Annotated in this window: 2 protein-coding genes; both read right to left on the bottom strand. The window is 59.5% G+C overall.

The features are described from left to right. Positions 1-32: 32 nt before the first annotated feature. On the bottom strand, positions 33-1,616 hold the full coding sequence (locus HMPREF9538_RS17610) for an EAL domain-containing protein (RefSeq protein WP_004211022.1): 1,584 nt from the start codon (positions 1,614-1,616) through the stop codon (positions 33-35). 182 nt (positions 1,617-1,798) lie between these two features. Further along, positions 1,799-2,858, bottom strand: a 1,060-nt coding sequence (locus tag HMPREF9538_RS17620; RefSeq protein WP_009484659.1) for an L-serine ammonia-lyase, incomplete at its 5' end; no start/stop codon positions are given.

Below are 2,858 nucleotides of genomic sequence, written 5' to 3'. Positions count from 1 at the left end.
CCCCCCCCCCCCCCCCCGCCGGCGCGGGGGAGTTATTCTGTCGTCTCGCTCTCACCCTCACTCTCACTCTCCTCCCTGCTGGCCAGCCACGCCGGGAACGCCTCCACCGGCATCGGCCGCGCATAATAAAACCCCTGCAGCACATCGACGCCGTGGCTACGCAGGTAGTTTTCCTGCTCCAGCGTCTCCACCCCTTCGGCAACGGTAACAATATGCAGGCGGTTGGCGAGGGCGATAATAATATCTGTCACCGTCGCGTTCACGCTATCTATGCCGACCGAGCTGGTGAACGAGCGGTCGATCTTCAGGACGTCCGGGCGCAGCTTTTCCAGCCATGAGAGCGAAGTATTGCCGGTACCAAAATCATCGATCGCCAGCTGTACGCCTTTAAAGTGCAGATGTTCGGCCATATGCTGGTCGCCATCCTGCAGGACATCGCGTTCGGTTAGCTCGACCACCAGCTGCTGCACCGGATCCACGCTGAACCAGTAATTGTGCAGGTCGCGCAGCAGGAGTCCGTTAGCGAAATGGCGCGCGGCGACATTGATCGCGATGTGAAAATGGCGGTCGCGAGGAAAAGCGTCCAGGCGGCGAGCGGTTTCGGCAATCACATAGCGGGTGAGAGGGATGATCAGATTATTGCCTTCGGCGATGGGGATAAATACCTCCGGCGAAATCGTCCCACGGCGGGGATTATTCCAGCGCAGCAGGATCTCCACCCCGCAGCAGCGGCCGCTGCGCGCATCCTGCAGCGGCTGGCACCAGAGGGCAAACTCCCGGGCCGAAATGCCAAGGCTTATTTCCCGCGAGAAACTCATTCTGCCGGCGGTGGCCAGCCAGGCGATGCCGGTCATTAGCAGGCTAAAAATCAGCGCCAGCGGCAGCTCGCCGGGCAGCTCCTCAAGCGCAATCGCCGAGGCGCCAGGGCCGTTAATATTGACAGTAAACGGAAACTCCGTAGAGCGCTGGCGATAAATCACCGTGCCCTGCGGGACATGCGCTTTTTCGAGAAGCCCATGGCGGCTGCTAAAATAACGATCGCCAACCTGCAGGCTGACGTCGCTGATCAGGGCCGATTTTTCATTAAGAATTAAGGTTCCCAGCAGCTCAATATTCACCACCAGCATCACGCCGTCCAGGCCGTTCTCCGCGGCTGGATACCATTGGATCAGTACCGGCGAGCCTTTGAGCAAGGAGCTGTCGTTCGAGAAGAGCAGCAGAGGGCGGGGCGCAGGAAGCGCGGGCTGCAGGCGATGTAAGTCTGCCTGTCGCGGGCCAAAAATACTGGAACAGTAAACGATACCTGACGTGACGAGGGCGACGGAACGAATGGTTTGCAACGAGGCCGCCATTTTGCGCAGCGTCAGATGGATATCAGGGCAGGGTTTGCCCACCAGAGGGAGCAGGGTGGCTCGCTGCGCGCTTAGCGGGCGCAAGATGTCATTGAGCGCCGCCACCCGTTGGCTGGCGGCCGTGCGAATATAATCTTCATTTACGCTGCGCTGCGAAATAAATCGGATGGCTAATGTGGCGCCCAGGGTCGCCAGGGCTACCAGCAGGCAGACAATAATGCGTTTGTGACGATAGGCCGTAATGACTTTTTGTGCAGTCTGCATGTGCGACACCCTGTCGACAGGACGAGTGGTTAAGCGTGGCTTATTTGATAGAGCAAGTGTAGTGGCAGAATATCGCCAGGTATAGAAAAAAGAAAATGCGCCGTTGAAGGCGCATCAGGGAGATTTCAGTCACCAGGGTTATCCCCCTGCGCGCTTTGCGGGCGCAGAGGGGCACGAAAAGTTTAGTCACACTGAACTTTAATCGCCAGGCCGCCGCGCGAGGTTTCGCGGTACTTGGCGTTCATGTCTTTACCGGTTTCATACATGGTCTCGATCACCTTATCGAGCGAGACGCGCGGTTCGCTGGTGCGGCGCATCGCCATTCGCGCGGCGTTGATCGCCTTGACGGAGGCGATGGCGTTACGTTCAATGCATGGCACCTGCACCTGACCGGCGACCGGATCACAGGTCAGGCCGAGGTTGTGTTCCATGCCGATCTCCGCTGCCACGCAAACCTGTTCCGGGCTGGCGCCGAGCAGTTCAGCCAGTCCCGCCGCCGCCATCGAGCAGGCGACGCCCACCTCGCCCTGACAGCCGACTTCCGCGCCGGAAATGGACGCATTCATCTTATACAGCGCGCCGATCGCCCCGCAGGCCATAAAGTAGCGAATATAGATCTCCGGGCTGACGGACTCGATAAAGTGATCGTAATAGGCGAGTACCGCCGGAACGATGCCGCAGGCGCCGTTGGTCGGCGCGGTTACCACGCGACCGCCGGCGGCGTTCTCTTCATTGACCGCCAGCGCGAACATATTGACCCAGTCAACAACGTTCATTGGATCGCTGGAGAGCTTATCGCTGGCCACCAGCAGACGACGCAGCGCCGAGGCGCGACGCGGTACGCGCAGCGGGCCAGGCAGCACGCCCTCGGTGTTCATCCCGCGGTCGATACAGGCGCGCATGGTCTGCCAGACGTTGGCGAAATAATCCTCGATCTCTTTTTTGCTGTGCAGAGCCAACTCGTTCTGCATCACCATCCCGGAGAGCGACAGGCCAGTCTCTTTGCAGTAGGCCAGCATTTCCTGCGCCGATTTAAATGGGTAGGGCACCTGCAGTTCGTTGGCGTTTTCCTTGCCGAAGTGCTCTTCGTCGACAATAAAGCCGCCGCCGATCGAGTAGTAGGTCTTGCAGTAGATCTCTTTCTCGCCGGCCCAGGCGTGAATGGTCATGCCGTTTTCGTGCAGCGGCAGGTTGTCGCTACGAAAACGCATGCCGTCATCCGCCGGGAAGTCGACCTCGTGG

Origin of the sequence: Klebsiella sp. MS 92-3, from assembly GCF_000195655.1 — a bacterium.
Taxonomy (GTDB): domain Bacteria; phylum Pseudomonadota; class Gammaproteobacteria; order Enterobacterales; family Enterobacteriaceae; genus Klebsiella; species Klebsiella pneumoniae.
The sequence above is the reverse complement of the archived record's forward strand: the minus strand, read 5'-3'. Positions and strand labels throughout refer to the sequence as shown.